The following is a 14,376-nucleotide window of genomic DNA, read 5'->3' on the forward strand; positions in this document are numbered from 1 at the left end:
GGGCCGGCGCGAGGGGGCGTAGACTTCGGCCGACCCGAGAAATCGAGGGGATCTCATGAATGAGAACACACTGGCGACGGCCGTCCTCGCGGCATCCGACCTCGAGCGCGCGAAGCGATTCTGGCACGAGGTGTTCGGGCTCGAACCCATCATGTCCGACGACGTGGGCGGTGCGACCTACCTCGTCGGCGGGGTGCCCGTGCTCGTCTACGAGTCCGAGTTCGCCGGGACGAACAAGGCGACCGCGCTCGGGATCATGACCGACGACCTCGACCGCGACATGGCGGAGCTCCGGGCCAAGGGCGTCGAGTTCATCGACCTCGACCTGCCCGGCCTCACGACCACCGACGGGGTCGCGGAGGTCGACGGCGAACGCGCGGCGTGGTTCAACGACACCGAGGGCAACATCATCTCGCTCGCACAGCCCACGAGCGCGACCCTCGCCGAGGCACGCGAACGACTCTCGGCGGCTCGGGGATGAGCCGGCTCACCACTCGCCGTCGTTGACCTCCGGCCGCGCCCGCAGGTACTGCGGCGGCCACATCGAGGTCCCGGCGCCGAGCGCCTCGGCGGCGCGCATCGCGAAGTGCGGGTCCCGCATCATCGCCTTGCCGAACATCACCGCATCGGCCGCGCCCGACGCCACGATCGCCTCGGCCTGCACGGGCGTCGTGATGCGCCCGACCGCCGAGACCGCGACCCCGGCGCGGTCGCCGACGAATTCCGCGTGCGCGGCCTGGTACGCCGGGCCGACCGGGATCCGCACGTCGCGCAGCAACCCGCCGGTCGAGATGTCGAAGAAGTCCGCACCCGACTCGGCGGCACGGGAGGCCACGAGCGCGGTCTGCTCCTCATCCCAGCCGCCCGGAGCCCAGTCGGTCGCGGAGAACCGGACCAGCAGCGGCATCCGCTCGCCGATCTCGGCCCGCACGGCCCGGACGACCTCGAGCAGCAGTCGCGACCGGCCCTCCAGGTCGCCGCCCCAGCGGTCGGTGCGCAGGTTCGACAGCGGCGAGAGGAACTGGTGCAGCAGGTACCCGTGCGCCGCATGCACCTCGACGAGGTCGAAGCCCGCCCGGACCGCGCGCCGCGCTGCGGCGCGGAAGTCGTCGATGACGGCGAGGATGCCGGCCTCGTCGAGCGCATCCGGCTCGCGGAGCCCGTCGAACGCGACGGCCGACGGAGCCAGCGTGCGCCACCCGCCCGCCTCGATCGGCTGCGAACCCGGACGGCGCATCGGCTCGGGCCACACCGACGCCTTCCGCCCGGCATGCGCGAGCTGGATGCCGGACGCTGCGCCCTGCGACCGCAGGAAGGCCGTCACACGCGCCCACGCCACCGCCTGCTCGTCGTTCCAGAGGCCCGTGTCGTGATCGGAGATCCGACCCTCCGGACTGATCGCGGTCGCCTCGGCGATCACGAGGCCCGCCCCGCCCGCGGCCATCGAGCCGAGATGCACGAGGTGCCAGTCGGTGGGCACCCCGTCGCGCGCGGTCACCGAGTACTGGCACAGCGGCGGAACCCACACCCGGTTGCGGATCTCGAGCCCGCGGATCGTGATCGGTCGGAACAACGCCGGGCCGTCGTCGGAGACGACGATGTCGGGGGAGGCGGAGAACGGCGAGGGACGGGACGCGGGCACGCACCCCAACCTATCGTTGGAGGCATGGACACCGGCACGTGGCGCGAGTGGGGCGCCGACGACGCATCCGAGTGGTCGAGCGCTCCCGGCGAACACGACGACAAGTACCTCCGGGGCGTCCTCGGGGTCATCACGGGCTCGCCCGACTACCCCGGTGCCGCGGTCCTCGGCGTCGAGGCCGCGCACCGCACGGGCGTCGGCATGGTGCGCTACATCGGCCCGCGGGCGGTGCGACGCGCCGTGCTCGCGAAACGACCCGAGACGGTCGCGGTCGCCGGACGCGTCCAGGCCTGGTTGCTCGGCTCGGGCATGGACTCCGCGAACCGCTCGTTCATGCTCGCGGGCGACCTCCAGCACGCGCTCGCGTCGGGCCATCCGTCCGTGCTCGACGCGGGCGGGCTCGACCTGGTCGGCACCCACACCGGGCCCACCGTGATCACGCCGCACGCGCGCGAACTCGCGCACCTGCTGCTCGAACGAGACGTCGACTGCTCGGTCGAGCAGATCGAGGACGCTCCCGCCGAGTGGGCCGAACGCGCCGCCCGCGAGCTCGAGGTCGCCGTGCTGCTCAAGGGCGCCGTCACGCACGTGTGCGACCCCGAGGGCACGCGGCTGACCGTGACCGCGCGCACGCACTGGCTCGCGAGCGCCGGCACCGGCGACGTGCTCGGCGGCATCATCGGCGCGCTCGCCGCGACCCACCACGAGCGGCTGGCGCACGATGCCGGCGCGATCACCCGGCTCGCGGCGACGGGCGCGTTCATCCACTCCGAGGCGGCCCGTCGGGCGAGCGATGCGGTCGACGGCGGTCCGGTCGTCGCGCTCGACATCGCACGCGAGGTCCCGCGCGTCGTGGGCGGGCTGCTGCGACGCTGAGCGTGCGATCCTCGCCCGGCGGTCGCGCGGCCCTCTGGGTCGCGTTCGCCGTCGTGCACGCGGCGCTCGCAGCGCTGAACCTGTTCGCCCCCGGATGGCCGCTCGGCGACGTGACCGGGGTGTACCGGGTGTGGGCGGAGACGGCCCAGCACGGATGGTTGCGCATGGGCATCGACGCGCCCTGGGTCTACCCGATCCTCGCGTTCGTCCCGATGGCCGCCGCGCTCGTGCTCGGCTCCGAATGGTACGGGCAGACCTGGCTGGCCATGGTCGTCGTGCTCGACGCGATCGCGTTCTCGGTGCTGCTCGGCCGCGGGGCGCTCTCGCGGAGGCGCCGCGTCGCGGCATGGTGGTGGCTCGGATTCCTCGCGCTGCTCGGCCCGATCGCCCTCGGCCGGATCGATGCCGTCACGGTTCCGCTCGCGATCGTGGGCCTGCTCGTCGCCGCCGGCCGGCCGCGCGTCGCGGCGGTGCTCGTCACGGTCGCGATGTGGATCAAGGTCTGGCCGGCGGCGCTGCTGGCCGCGATGGCGATCGCGCTCACGCGCCGGCTCGAGGTGATCGGCGTGGCGGCGGCACTGAGCGCCGGCATCCTCGGCGCCAGCCTCATCGCCGGATCCGGTGCGAACGCGCTCGGGTTCGTCGCGGAGCAGACCGGACGCGGGCTCCAGGTCGAGTCGCCGTTCGCGCTGCCCTGGCTGTGGTGGATCGTCGCGGGCACCGATGCGGCGGGCATCGCGTACGACCGCGACATCCTGACCTTCCAGGTCGACGGGCCGGGAACGGAGGCCGCGGCCGCCGCGACCACGCCGCTCATGCTCATCGGGCTCGCGGCCGTGGCCGCGACCGGGATCCGCGCGGCGCGTCGCGGCGCGGGCGTGCTCGCCCTGCTCGCACCGCTGGCGCTGGCGTTCACCTGCGTGCTCATGCTCGCGAACAAGGTCGGCTCGCCGCAGTTCGTCACCTGGCTCGCCGCTCCGGTCGTGCTCGGCCTGGCGACCTCGGGTGCGCGCTTCACGACGCCGGCCGCGCTCGCCGCGGCGATCGCGGCGCTCACCCACCTGATCTACCCCTACTGGTACGGCTGGCTGCTGGTCGCGAACCCGGGGTTCGTGCTGCTGCTCACCGTGAAGGTCGCCCTGCTGGCCATCCTCTTCGGGTGGTCGGTCATCGTCGTGTGGCAGGCTGGGTCCACACGGCATCCGCGAGCGCACTGAGCCGCGCGGTCCGCGGGTGCCCGGTCGCCCAGGAGGTGGGTCGCATGCTGGTGGCGTTCTCGGTCGCACCGAGCGGAACGGGTCGACACGACGGATCGGTGCACGATGCCGTCGCCGCCGCGGTGCGGATCGTGCGGGAGTCGGGCCTGCCGAATCGGACCACGTCGATGTTCACCGAGATCGAGGGGGAGTGGGACGAGGTCATGCGCGTGGTCAAGGACGCGTGCGACGCCGTGGCCGACTACGGCTCACGGGTCTCCCTCGTGCTGAAGGCCGACATCCGCCCCGGACGCACGGGCGAGCTCGAGGGCAAGGTCGACCGCCTCGAGGCCGCGATCGAGAACGACGGCTGATCGTCCGGGCCGCTACTCGGACTGCAGCAGGATCCCGTCGGCGATGGCGCGCTTGCGCAGCGCGACCTTGGTTCCCACGTCGAAGCCCGCGAGCCGGTACTTCTCGCGGATGCGCTTGAGGTAGCTCTTCGCGGTCTCCTCCGAGATGCCGAGCTGGAACGCCACGGCCTTGACCGGCTGACCGGCGCCGTACAGCGCCATCACCCGGCGCTCCTGCGCGCTCAGGCGGGGCGTCGACGCATCGCCGACCAGGGCGTCCTCGAGCTCGCCCGACAGGTACGTGTCACCCGCGCGCGCGGCGAGGATCGCCTCGACGATCGTCTCCACGGGCTCGGACTTCACGAGGTAACCGAGCGCACCCGCGCCGAGCGCCTCGCGCACGACCGCGGGCTCCGAGTAGGTGCTCATGAGCATGGTCCGCACGCCCGCCGACTTCAGCGTCGACAGCTTGATCGAGATCGGGATGTTGTCGCGCAGGTCGAGGTCGAGCAGCACCACGTCGACGGGGAACTCGGGGTGGGCCAAGAGCTCGGACCACGACGGGACCGCGGCGACCAGGTCGATGTCGTCGGTCGCGGCGCGGATCCACTCCGTCAGGGCGCCGAGCAGCATCCGGTGGTCGTCGACCACCGCCAGTCGGATGGGTGCGGGTTGGGGTTCGGGCACGTCAGGCTCCCCTCGGGTTGACGGCGCTGGGTGACGCCTGGCCTCGGACCGTGGGGTCGATCCGGCACTCGAGTCCGATCCGGAACCCTTCGGGGGAGGGAACGATCTCGTGTACTCCGACATTATCGAGGGCATCCCATGCTGTCGCATCGATACGGCGCGCCGAGACGCCGGACACGTCCAGGTCGATCGCGACGCCGTCGCCGCTCCCGGCATCGTCTCCCGCGCGACCGGGGTCGCCGTCGGCGATCCGCGCCCGGCCGTCGCCGGATCCCGGTGACAGGGCGGGCAGTGCGTCGTGGCACCGTACGCGGACCTCGAGCGGCGGCTCGGTCGCCTTCCGTCGCCGCTGCCCGGCGATCAGCCACAGCGCGAGCAGCAGGCCCTCGCGCTGCTCGGGTGCCAGCAGGCCGGCGAGGCCCTGGTCGTCGTCGACCGTCACCCGACGGCTCAGGTACGCCGACTCGGTCACGGCGTGACGCAGCCACGTGTCGGTGCGGCCCTCGATGAGTCGAACGCGCAGGCGCGCCGCGAGTTCGCCCGCGTGCGCCGCCGCGTCTGCGGGCAACGGGATGGCGAGGCGACCCGATCCCACGTCGTCGAGCAGCGACTCGGCATCGAAGTCGAGTTCCGCGAGTTCCTCCGACGCGCGCATCCCGACGGCCGAACGGGGCGTGGCGACGGTCGACTGCACGAGCGTCAGGTCGAGTTCCCGGCCCACGAGTCGCCGGAACCCGCGGACCGCGACCGCCGCGAGCACGACGGGCACCAACGCGCTCGCGGCGACGGCGAGCCCCACGACCGTCCAACTCCCCGCGGACCGGACCTGCAGGAGCGCGGCGACCGTGATCGCGAGGGCGACCAGCGCCGCGGCCGCGACGGGCGTCCGCGTCTCGCGCAGCGCCACCACGGGCATCAGCAGTACCGCGGCGGCCGGCGCGGCCGTCGGCGTGACGCCCAGGTGCAGCAGGCCCGCGGTCGAGGCGAGGTCGAGCCACACCGGCACGACCAGCGCGACCAGGACGAGCGCGTAGGTCCAGTCGGCCACGCGGGTCAGCCCCCGGGTCGCGACGAGCGTCCCGGCCGCGACGACCGCGAGCGCGATCCACGCCCAGGCGGGGCCGGCGCCGGGCGGGTAGACGCCGATGAGGCCGATCGCGTGGGCCAGGTGCGCCAGCACCAGCACGCACGCGGCCATGGCGATCCCCACGGCCAGACGGCGCCCCCCGTGCGCGCTGCGGATGTCCTCAGCGGCACGAGCCGATCGGCTGGGCCTGCGGAAGTGGATCTCGTGCGTCGTCTCGGGCGACGCTGCGGAGGCGTCCGGGGAACGGTTGAGCAGGCTCACGGCTTCGGCACCTCGAGCATGACGGTCGTCCCCGACCCGGGCGAGCTGAACACGCGCGCCCGCCCGCCGACGGCGTGCAGGCGGCCGACCACCGACTCGGCGAACCCGAGCCGCGCCGGGTCCACGGCCGCGGGCTCGAACCCGGACCCCTGGTCGGTCACCATGACGCGCACGGTCCGCTCGTCGTCGGTGACGGTCACATCGACCGAGGCCACCCCGGCGTGCCGGCGGACGTTCTCGAGGCACTCGCCGAGCGCGCCGAGCAGCGCGTCGAGCCGGTCGCGCGGGAGCACGAGGTGGTTCGCCCCGTGCCAGCCGACCGCGAGGCCCATCCGTGCGAACCGCTGCCGCACCGACTCGAACGTCGCCCCCAGCGCGTCGTCGTCCGATTCCGGCGAGAAGATCGCGCTCGATCCGTTCTCGAGCGGTGCGCCGAGCCGCAACTGCTTGAGCAGTCGGGCGTCGTCGCCGGCCTGCTGCCGCAGCGCCCCGGCCCCCACTCCGACGCCCGAGTGGGCGAGCAGGCTCAGCGTGGCCAGCACGGTGTCGTGGAGCACGCGGGCATCCTGTCGCTGCTGCGCCTCGGACTCGCTCGCGAGCCGTTCGGCCTCGTGCGCGCGCCCGACCTCGGCGATGCGCTCGTCGGCCCGGACGATCGCGCGGGCGATCCAGACCGCGACGATGATCGAACCCGACCATCCGGCGACGGTCGCGACCGCGACCAGGCGCATGTCGGCACCGACCGCCGCGCACGCGGCGATCGCCATGATCGTCGCCGCCCCCGTCGCGACGAGGAGCGCCGGCCCCGAGGGACGGACGGCCAGCGGCGCGGCGAGCGAGCCGGTCGCCAGGGCGCCGGCAGCGGCGACCGCGGTCGCCGCGGCGGGGTCGATCGAGGCATCCGTGCCCACGGCGAGCATGAACCCCGTGCCGGCCAGGATCGCGGCGAGCGTCGCGGCCCGGCCCGATCGCGCGGTCGCGAGCACGGCGAGCGCCCCGGTCGCGACCGCGAGGGCCGCGGCCAGCGCGAACCGCGACTCCGGAACGGCCCCGGGCACGAGCACGCACGCGAGCGCGACCGCGACGCCGGTCAGGCTCCCGGTGCGTGCCAGGCGACGCAGCAGGCGATCGCGTTCCTTCTCGATCCGTCGCACTGGCACCCCCTCGAACGGCTCGGTCGCGCGGCGTGACGCAATCCACTGAAACTACCTCAGTTCGCCCCCCGAACGTGGGACGATCGGCCCGAGCCGGACGAGCGGCCCGCGGCCCGCCTCAGGCCGCGAGCAGGCGCGAGATCCACCCGCCGACTGCCTGGTCCTCGATGAGGAACGCGTCGTGGCCGTAGTCCGAGCGGAGCACGACCGGGTCGCGGCCGTGGATGCTGCGACCGAGGCCCGCCGCGATCTCGCGCTGCCCCGCGAGCGGGAAGTAGCGGTCGCTGTCGATGCCGAGCACGAGCGAGTGCGCCTCGATGCGCGCGAGCGCCGCCGGCACGCCGCCGCGACCACGGCCGATGTCGTGCGAGTTCATCGACTCGGTGAGCGTCAGGTAGCTGTTCGCGTCGAACCGGCGCGTGAACCGGTTGCCGTGGAAGTCGAGGTAGGACTCGACCGCGAAGCGGCCGCCGCCGCCGAGCGGGTCGAGGCCGGACTGCCAGCTGCGCTCGAAGCGCTGGTTCAGCTCGTTCGGCGTCCGGTAGTTCAGCATCGCCATCCGCCGGGCCAGGGCGAGCCCGCGGTTCGGACCCTCGCCGTCGGGGGCGTCGTAGTACGCGCCGCCGTCGAACGCGGGATCGCTGCGCACCGCGTCGAGCTGGACCGAGTTCAACGCGATCTGGTCGGCGGTGGTCGCCGGCGGTGCGGCGAGGACCGCCATCCGCTGCACGGCACCGGGGAACGAGACCGCCCATTCGAGCGCGTGCATGCCGCCCATCGAGCCGCCGATCACCGCGGCGAAGCGGTCGATGCCGAGCTCGCGGGCGAACGCCGCCTGCGCGGCGACCTGGTCGCGGATGGTGAGGGAGGGCAGGCGCGCCCCCCACTCGATGCCGTCGGGCGCGAGCGATGCCGGACCGGTCGTGCCCTGGCATCCGCCGAGCACGTTCGGCGCCACGACGAACCAGCGCCCCGTGTCGATCGCGCGACCCGGCCCCACGACGCCGGGCCACCACCCCGCGCTCGCGTGCCCCGGGCCCGCCGGGCCGAGCACGTGCGAATCGCCCGTGAGGGCGTGCAGCACGAGGATCGCGTTGTCGCGCGCGGGCGAGAGGCGCCCCCACGACTCGTACGCGACGCGGACGTCGGGCAGGACCTCGCCGGACTCGAGGGCGAGCGCGCCGACGCGCACGAACCGGCGGTCGCCCTCGGGGTCGCCCTCGCGCCACGCCCCCGTCGCCGGCGCACGGCTCGCCAGCTGGTGCGCCGCGCGAGCTTCGGGCACGACGCTCGCCGGCGCCGTCTCCGAGGTGGTCTGCCAGTCCATGCCCTCGATTCTCCCCGAGCCGCCCGCACGGCGGGACAGTGTTACACGCCGGGGGCCGGAGACGACGGATGCCGCGCCCCGGCGGGGACGCGGCATCCGTTCGAACGCGGGAACCGTGGTCAGACGCGGGCCGCCTCCGAGGCGCGCCGCGCGGCAGCGAGGCCCGCCTCGAGGTCGGACTTGAGGTCCTCGACGTTCTCGATTCCGACCGACAGTCGCACGAGGCCCGGCGTGACCCCGCTCGTGAGCTGCTGCTCGGGCGTCAGCTGCGAATGCGTCGTCGACGCGGGGTGGATGACCAGCGAGCGCACGTCGCCGATGTTGGCCAGGTGGCTGAACAGCGACAGGCTGTCGACGAGCGCACGGCCCGCGTCGACGCCGCCCTTGAGCTCGAACGAGAGCACTGCGCCGACGCCCTTCGGGGCGTACCGGTTCGCGGTCGCGTACCACGGGCTCGACGGCAGGCCCGAGTAGTTCACGTGGGCGACATCGGGGTGGCTGTCGAGCCACTCCGCGATCTCCTGCGCGTTCTGCACGTGACGCTCGAGGCGCAGCGACAGCGTCTCGATGCCCTGGATGAGCTGCCAGGCGCTGGCCGGCGCGATCGAGGCGCCGAGGTCGCGCAGCAACTGCACGCGGGCCTTGATGATGTAGGCGAGCGGGTCGCCGACGGCCGCCGTGAAGCTCGCGCCGTGGTACGACGGGTCGGGCTCGGTCAGGCCCGGGAACTTCTCGACGTTCTTCGACCACTCGAAGCGACCGCCGTCGACGATGGCGCCGCCGACGACGGTGCCGTGGCCCCCGAGGAACTTCGTGACCGAGTGCACGACGATGTCGGCGCCGTGCTCGAGCGGACGGATGAGGAAGGGCGTCGCGATGGTGTTGTCGACGATGAGCGGGATGCCGCCGGCGTGCGCGACCTCGGCGACCAGCGCGATGTCGAGCACGTTGATCTTCGGGTTGCCGATGGTCTCGGCGAAGAGCAGCTTCGTGTTCGGGCGGATCGCCCGGCGCCACTCGTCGGCGTCGTCCTGGTTCTCGACGAACGTCGTCTCGATGCCGAGCTTGGCGAGCGTGTACTTGAAGAGGTTGTACGTGCCGCCGTAGATCGACGACGACGAGACGATGTGGTCGCCGGCCTGGGCGATGTTCAGCACCGCGAACGTCGACGCCGACTGGCCCGAGGCGAGCAGGAGGGCGCCGGTGCCGCCCTCGAGGGCTGCGAGGCGCTCCTCGACGACGGCCTGCGTCGGGTTCTGGATGCGGGTGTAGATGTTGCCGAACTCGGCGAGCGCGAAGAGGTTCTGCGCGTGCTCGGCCGAGTCGAAGACGTACGAGGTCGTCTGGTAGATCGGCGTCGCACGGGCCTTGGTGACGGGGTCGGGGGCGGCGCCCGAGTGGACCTGCTTGGTCTCGAAGCGCCAGTCGGCGGTGTGGTCGGCCATGGGGGACTCCTTACGCGTTCGGGTGCGGCCGGGGCCGCATCCCGCACACGGTACGCGGCGCTCCGGTCGACGACAACGGATGCCGCAACACGGCGTCACGGATCGCCGCTCAGTCCCGCGGCGACGCCCCTTCGGGTCCGGCGCCCGCCGGGGGCAGCGCCTCCTCGGGCAGCACGATGGTCCCCGTCGCGGTCGCCGGCTCCGGGCGGAACAGCCACCTCGCCCGAGGTTCGACGAGGGGCCGGAACACGCGGCGGACGCGCTTGAGCGACAGCACGACCGACACGGCCACGCAGAAGACGATCATCGCCGGCAGCACCCACCACGGCTGCGGGCCCTCGAGGATCGGGGTCTCCCGGAGCGGGAAGAGCACGAACGAGTGCAGGAGGTAGATGTACATGGTCGCGCCGCCGAACGCGGTGAACGGCGTCGTGCGACGCGGCATGAGCACGAGGAACGCGACGGCGAGCAGCATCGCGAGCAGGAGCAGGAAGAGGCGGATGGCGCCGGACCACGGTTCGTCGTAGCCGATCGCCTCGTAGGACTCGTCGTAGAGCATGAAGCGGCGCAGCCGCAGGTCGCGCCAGGTCTCGATCGCCATCGGGAGGGCGACGAGCAGGACCGCGAACAGTGCGATCGCGCCCGCGCGCCACCGCCAGGTCACCGCGGTCCGCAGGTCGAGCCAGCGATCGGTGATCCGCAGCTGCCGCAGCTTCCACCCGAAGACGAAGAAGGGGAACATGCCGAACGTGCGGGTCAGCGCGAGGGTGGAGTCGATCTCGACGGCGTACCCGGCGCCGATCGAGACCGCGATGGCGATGAGCAGCGGGTAGCGCAGGAGCACGAGGTAGGGCAGGGCGATGCGCCAGATCGCCAGTGCGATGAGGAACCACAGCGTCCAGGAGGCGGTCGTGTAGTCGAGCACGAAGTCGCCGCCGAGGGCGAACCGGACGATGGTCCAGATCGTCTCGAAGATGACGTACGGGAACACGATGTCGGTCAGGACCTGCCGCATGGCGCGCGCGTTCGGCGGCCCGGACTTCGCGAAGTACCCCGAGACGGTCACGAACACGGCCACGTGGAAGGAGTAGATGAACAGGTAGACGCTGTACGCGGCGTCGTCCTCGGCGATGAGCGGCAGGATCCCGTGGCCGACGACCACGAGCGTGATCGCGATCCACCGCGCGTTGTCCCAGAGCGGAACGCGTCGCTTGCGGTGGCCGGTCCCGGTGGTTCGCTGCAGGCTCGCCTCGTCCATCCGCCCATTCTCGCCGACGCGGGCCCCGGCCCGGCCCGGGGCCGGCGCGCGGCAGTGCAGAATGGGCGGCATGGAACGGATGCGGGCGGTCGTCACCGGGGCGAGTTCGGGGATCGGGGCGGCGACGGTCCGCGGCCTGGTCGCGACCGGATGGGACGTGGTCGCGGTCGCGCGCCGGGCCGATCGGCTCGAGGCGCTCGCCGAGGAGACCGGCGCCGAGGCCTTCGTCGCCGATGTGACGAGCGATGCGGATGTCGCCGCGCTCGCCGAGCACGTCGCGGCGACGGGCGGTGCGCACGCGCTCGTCAACAACGCCGGGGGTGCGAAGGGCCTGGCGTCGGTCGAGGACTCCGACCTCGCCGACTGGTCGTGGATGTTCGAGGTGAACGTGCTCGGCCTCAAGCGCGTGACGAGCGCCCTGCTCCCGGTGCTGCGACGCGGAGCGGAGCGCCGCGGGGTCGCCGACATCGTCAACGTCACCTCGATCGCCGGTCACGTGGCCTACCTCGGCGGCGGCGGGTACAACGCGGCGAAGTTCGCCGCGCACGCGATCACCGAGGTCCTGCGGCTCGAGCTCAACGGCGAGCCGATCCGGGTCATCGAGGTGGCGCCGGGGATGGTCAGGACCGACGAGTTCGCCCTCGTGCGCTTCGGCGGCGATCGCGAGCGCGCCGATGCCGTGTACGAGGGCGTGCCCGAGCCGCTCGTCGCGGAGGACGTCGCCGGGGTCATCGTGGATGCCATCGGCAAGCCCCGACACGTCGACCTCGACCTCATCGTCGTCAAGCCCGTCGCGCAGGCCGCCCCGCACCGGCTCGCCCGAGGGCGGCTCGCCGTCCGGCAGGGGAGCGGCGCATGAGGGTCGGCCGGATCGAGCGCCGCCATCACTGGGTGGCGCGGACGAGCGCCCTGATGGCGGTGCTCGGATTCTGCTTCGTGGCCGCGTACACCGTCTCCGTGCTCGCGCCGGAGTTCGCGCACGACTGGCGGGTCGTCTTCAACGTCGTGTTCATCGCCACGTGGGTCGCGTTCCTCGTCGACTTCGTCGTCAGGCTCTCGCTCACCCCGGCGGGCTCGCGATGGGACTACCTGTGGCACCACCCGATCGAGTTCCTCTCGGTGCTGGTCCCGGTCTTCCGCGCGCTGCGCGCGGTCACCCTGCTGCGCAACCTCCCCGTCCTCCAGCGCCGCACGCGCGAGGCGGTGCGCGCGAACTTCGTGGTCTCCGCGGCGCTGTACGCGGTGATGTACGTGTTCTTCCTCGCGCTGGCGACGCTCCAGGCCGAGCGCCACGCCGAGGGCGCGACGATCACGAGCTTCGGCGACGCCCTCTGGTGGGCGGTGGTGACCCTCACCACGGTCGGCTACGGCGACACGTATCCGGTGACCGTGCTCGGCCGCACGTGGGCGGTGTTCCTCATGATCGGCGGCATCGCGATCGTCGGCGTCGCCTCCGCGACCGTCATCTCGATCCTGAACGAGCGGTTGAACGCGCTCCGCAACGGCAACGCCGAGGGGGCGCCGATCCTCGCCGAGCGCGAGTCGATCCGGCCCGACGACGTGGCCGATGCCGACGACGCGGTCGATCCCGACGGGGCGGAACCGGACACCGGGCCCGCCCGATAGCCTGACGGGATGAACTCCGACCCGCTCCGCACTCCCGAGATCCGCCGATGAGCGTGCACCTGGTCGGCGGGGGAACCGACGCCGCGCACGCGGCATCCGTCTACGCCCCGTTCCTGGCCGAGGCTGCCGAGGTCGCCGGCCGTGCGGGCGCCGAGCGCGCCCGCATCGCCGTGCTGCTCGTCGCCGACGGCCCGGATGCGGGCTCGCAGGCCGCGTACTGGCGCGACCTGCTCGGCTCGATCGCCGACGTCGAGCCGGTCGTGACCGTCGTGCCCGAGGACGGCGCGTTCGAGGCCGCCGCGCTCGCCGGCGCGCACGGGGTGCTCGTGGGCGGCGGCCGTACCCCGGCCTACCGGAGCGCCGCCGAACCGGTCGCCGGCGAGCTGCGACGGCGCGTCGCGGCCGGAGAGCCCTTCCTCGGCTACTCGGCCGGTGCGTCGATCGCGTCGGATGCCGCGATCCTGGGCGGCTGGCGCATCGGCGAGGTCCCCGTGGCACCCCGGTCCGCGGGCGAGGGCCTCGAGGAGGTCGTCGTCGAGGCCGGGATCGGGTTGGTCGACCTCTCGATCGACTGCCACGCCGCGCAGTGGGGGACCCTGACCCGGCTGATCGCCGCGACCGAGGCCGGCCTGGTCGGCGGCGGCATCGCGATCGACGAGGACACGCTGTTCTCGATCGGCGCCTCTGGGCTGCGGGTCGCCGGCGCAGGCACCGTCTGGAGCGTCGGTGCGGGCGAGGACGGCGTGACGGTCCGCAGCATCTCGGGCTGATGGACCGGACCCTCGCGGAGCTCGTCGACGCCGGCCTGGTCGATCCCTCGTGGGGCGACGCGCTCGCACCCGTCGCGGAGGACCTCGCCCGAATCGGCGACCGGCTCGAGGCCGAGGCCGCGACCGGCGGCGGATACCTCCCCGCGCCCGACCTCGTGCTGCGCGCATTCCGGCAGCCCCTCGACGCCGTGCGCGTGCTCGTGGTCGGCCAGGACCCGTACCCCACTCCCGGTCATCCCGTCGGGCTGTCCTTCGCGGTCGAGCGCGACGTGCGGCCGCTCCCGCGCAGCCTGGCGAACATCTCCCGCGAACTCGTCGACGACCTCGGGATCCCGCCGCTGCCGCACGGGGACCTCGGCGCATGGAGCACCCGCGGCGTGATGCTGCTGAACCGGGTCCTCACCGTCCGCCCGGGCGAGGCCGGTTCGCACCGGGGCCTCGGCTGGGAACGCGTCACCGACCACGCGATCCGGGCCCTCGCCGCACGCGGCGGCCCGCTCGTCGCCATCCTCTGGGGTCGTGACGCCCGGACCCTGGCGCCGCTGCTCGGCGACGTGCCGCGCATCGAGTCCGCCCACCCGAGCCCGCTCTCGGCCCGCCGCGGCTTCTTCGGGTCGCGGCCGTTCAGCCGGGCGAACGACCTCCTCGTCGCCCGCGGCGGGCGGCCCGTCGACTGGATGATCGGGGACTGAGT

Annotated in this window: 15 protein-coding genes; 8 read left to right on the plus strand and 7 right to left on the minus strand. The window is 73.3% G+C overall.

Annotated features, from left to right (window positions below):
- Window positions 1-55: 55 nt before the first annotated feature.
- A complete protein-coding gene (locus DSM26151_RS04880; protein ID WP_234661299.1) occupies window positions 56-481 on the plus strand; it encodes a VOC family protein in 426 nt (141 codons plus the stop codon).
- A 6-nt stretch (window positions 482-487) separates the two neighbouring features.
- Here DSM26151_RS04880 and DSM26151_RS04885 read toward each other — a convergent pair whose 3' ends face one another.
- Entirely contained in the window at window positions 488-1,573 is a 1,086-nt protein-coding gene (locus DSM26151_RS04885; protein WP_407651030.1) for an NADH:flavin oxidoreductase/NADH oxidase, read from the minus strand.
- Between the two features lie 93 nt (window positions 1,574-1,666).
- Here DSM26151_RS04885 and DSM26151_RS04890 point away from each other — a divergent pair, with 93 nt between their 5' ends.
- From DSM26151_RS04890 to DSM26151_RS04900, 3 genes are read left to right on the plus strand one after another with little or no spacing between them, the layout of a single operon-like run.
- Window positions 1,667-2,518 carry an ADP-dependent NAD(P)H-hydrate dehydratase gene (locus tag DSM26151_RS04890; RefSeq protein WP_234661300.1) on the plus strand — a complete coding sequence of 284 codons (852 nt, stop codon included), beginning with the start codon at window positions 1,667-1,669 and terminating at the stop codon, window positions 2,516-2,518.
- Between the two features lie 2 nt (window positions 2,519-2,520).
- The gene (locus DSM26151_RS04895; protein ID WP_234661301.1) at window positions 2,521-3,735 is read left to right on the plus strand and encodes a glycosyltransferase 87 family protein; all 1,215 of its coding nucleotides are present in this window, start codon (window positions 2,521-2,523) and stop codon (window positions 3,733-3,735) included.
- Window positions 3,736-3,779: 44 nt separating this feature from the next.
- On the plus strand, window positions 3,780-4,088 hold the full coding sequence (locus DSM26151_RS04900; RefSeq protein WP_234661302.1) for a thiamine-binding protein: 309 nt from the start codon (window positions 3,780-3,782) through the stop codon (window positions 4,086-4,088).
- A gap of 12 nt (window positions 4,089-4,100) precedes the next feature.
- Here DSM26151_RS04900 and DSM26151_RS04905 read toward each other — a convergent pair whose 3' ends face one another.
- The 6 genes from DSM26151_RS04905 to DSM26151_RS04930 form a co-directional block, all read right to left on the minus strand.
- Window positions 4,101-4,700: a response regulator transcription factor gene (locus DSM26151_RS04905; protein WP_234661798.1), complete on the minus strand. Its 600-nt coding sequence runs from the start codon at window positions 4,698-4,700 to the stop codon at window positions 4,101-4,103.
- A 55-nt stretch (window positions 4,701-4,755) separates the two neighbouring features.
- Complete coding sequence (locus DSM26151_RS04910) at window positions 4,756-6,102, minus strand: hypothetical protein (protein ID WP_234661303.1); 1,347 nt, start codon at window positions 6,100-6,102, stop codon at window positions 4,756-4,758.
- Window positions 6,099-7,256 (minus strand): sensor histidine kinase, encoded by a 1,158-nt coding sequence (locus DSM26151_RS04915; protein WP_234661304.1) that lies wholly within the window; start codon window positions 7,254-7,256, stop codon window positions 6,099-6,101. The genes DSM26151_RS04910 and DSM26151_RS04915 overlap by 4 nt, the downstream gene beginning before the upstream one ends.
- 118 nt (window positions 7,257-7,374) lie before the next feature.
- Window positions 7,375-8,583 carry a homoserine O-acetyltransferase MetX gene (gene metX, locus DSM26151_RS04920; protein WP_234661305.1) on the minus strand — a complete coding sequence of 403 codons (1,209 nt, stop codon included), beginning with the start codon at window positions 8,581-8,583 and terminating at the stop codon, window positions 7,375-7,377.
- A gap of 119 nt (window positions 8,584-8,702) precedes the next feature.
- The gene (locus tag DSM26151_RS04925; RefSeq protein WP_234661306.1) at window positions 8,703-10,028 is read right to left on the minus strand and encodes a bifunctional o-acetylhomoserine/o-acetylserine sulfhydrylase; all 1,326 of its coding nucleotides are present in this window, start codon (window positions 10,026-10,028) and stop codon (window positions 8,703-8,705) included.
- 109 nt (window positions 10,029-10,137) lie between these two features.
- On the minus strand, window positions 10,138-11,286 hold the full coding sequence (locus tag DSM26151_RS04930) for an acyltransferase family protein (protein ID WP_234661307.1): 1,149 nt from the start codon (window positions 11,284-11,286) through the stop codon (window positions 10,138-10,140).
- 70 nt (window positions 11,287-11,356) lie between these two features.
- On the opposite strand from DSM26151_RS04930, the gene DSM26151_RS04935 reads away from it, so the two are divergent.
- From DSM26151_RS04935 to DSM26151_RS04950, 4 genes are read left to right on the plus strand one after another with little or no spacing between them, the layout of a single operon-like run.
- Window positions 11,357-12,145 carry an SDR family NAD(P)-dependent oxidoreductase gene (locus DSM26151_RS04935; RefSeq protein WP_234661308.1) on the plus strand — a complete coding sequence of 263 codons (789 nt, stop codon included), beginning with the start codon at window positions 11,357-11,359 and terminating at the stop codon, window positions 12,143-12,145.
- Window positions 12,142-12,912 (plus strand): potassium channel family protein, encoded by a 771-nt coding sequence (locus tag DSM26151_RS04940; protein ID WP_234661309.1) that lies wholly within the window; start codon window positions 12,142-12,144, stop codon window positions 12,910-12,912. The genes DSM26151_RS04935 and DSM26151_RS04940 overlap by 4 nt, the downstream gene beginning before the upstream one ends.
- 47 nt (window positions 12,913-12,959) lie before the next feature.
- On the plus strand, window positions 12,960-13,682 hold the full coding sequence (locus DSM26151_RS04945; protein WP_234661310.1) for a type 1 glutamine amidotransferase family protein: 723 nt from the start codon (window positions 12,960-12,962) through the stop codon (window positions 13,680-13,682).
- On the plus strand, window positions 13,682-14,374 hold the full coding sequence (locus DSM26151_RS04950; protein WP_234661311.1) for a uracil-DNA glycosylase: 693 nt from the start codon (window positions 13,682-13,684) through the stop codon (window positions 14,372-14,374). The genes DSM26151_RS04945 and DSM26151_RS04950 overlap by 1 nt, the downstream gene beginning before the upstream one ends.
- Window positions 14,375-14,376: the final 2 nt, after the last annotated feature.

The sequence above is a fragment of the Agromyces marinus genome, from assembly GCF_021442325.1.
In the GTDB taxonomy this organism is placed as follows: Bacteria; Actinomycetota; Actinomycetes; order Actinomycetales; family Microbacteriaceae; genus Agromyces; species Agromyces marinus.